At 46.9% G+C, this 1,165-nt stretch carries 2 protein-coding genes; both read left to right on the forward strand.

Features of this window, described 5'->3' with window-relative positions:
• The first annotated feature begins 179 nt into the window (after positions 1 to 179).
• Positions 180 to 632: a beta-galactosidase subunit beta gene (locus R7F67_RS24585; protein ID WP_020835434.1), complete on the forward strand. Its 453-nt coding sequence runs from the start codon at positions 180 to 182 to the stop codon at positions 630 to 632.
• A 78-nt stretch (positions 633 to 710) separates the two neighbouring features.
• On the forward strand, positions 711 to 1,165 hold a 455-nt coding region (locus R7F67_RS24590), incomplete at its 3' end, for an amino acid permease (protein WP_318057508.1).

The raw sequence follows: 1,165 nt of genomic DNA on the forward strand, positions 1-1,165 counted from the left end.
ACTCATGGGGCAGCGAAGTGCTCGACTCTTACCGCGTGTACATGGACGAGTTCCGTTACGGTTTGACGCTGATGCCACTGCAAGCAGGCGATTGCAACGCACACGTGATGGCAAACCATGATTTCGACAACGCGTTTTTCACTCAAACCAATACTCAACCAGTCAACGAGGCGTAACCCATGATCGTGTTAGACAGCTTAGAGCAATTCAAACAGGTATATCGCAACGGTCGTAAATGGAACCGCTGTGTGGAAGCCATTGGCAACATCGGTAACATCAAAGATGGCGTGATGCACTCGATTGGCGATTCACTGGTTTATATGGTTGAGGATGGCATCGCAAAACAAACCGAAACGTTCATCGGTAACCGTCGTTACTTCGATGTGCATTACTACCTCGAAGGTCGAGAAACCGTTGAGTTCGCGGATAAAACCGCGTTAACCCTAGAACAAGCTTATCGTGATGAAACTGACCGCGAGTTTTTTTCTGGTCAGGGTGAAACACGTGAGCTTTGCGAAGGCCAAGTGGCGATTTTTGAAAACAGTGAAGCGTACCGCTTCCACGGAGACAACCGCGTAAGAAAAGTGGTGCTCAAAGTGACCATCGAAGATGGCTACTTCCTAAATAAATAAAACAAGAGAAGGGCTGTGGTCACAGCATTACAAGCCCTTCCTCCCTACAATTCCAACGTGATTCACCGGAGATAGAACATGTCTGAATCCAAACGTAATACGATAGGCAAATTCGGGTTGTTGTCCCTCACCTTTGCTGCAGTATTTAGCTTTAATAACGTAATCAATAACAACATCGAGATCGGTCTAGCGTCTGCGCCAATGTTCTTTCTGGCGACCATTTTTTATTTCATCCCTTTCTGTTTGATCATCGCAGAATTCGTATCTCTGAATAAAGATTCTGAAGCGGGGGTCTACGCATGGGTAAAAAGCTCACTTGGCGGTCGCTGGGCGTTTATCTCTGCCTACACTTACTGGTTCGTTAACCTATTCTTCTTCACGTCCTTGCTGCCGCGTGTTATCGCTTATGCGTCTTACGCGTTCTTGGGCTATGAATACATTCTGACGCCATTCACCACTACCGTGCTCAGTATGATTTTGTTTGCGTTTGCGACCTACGTATCGACAAACGGCGCAAAAATGTTGGGGCCAAT

Origin of the sequence: Vibrio sp. YT-17, from assembly GCF_033337375.1 — a bacterium.
GTDB lineage: Bacteria > Pseudomonadota > Gammaproteobacteria > Enterobacterales > Vibrionaceae > Vibrio > Vibrio alginolyticus.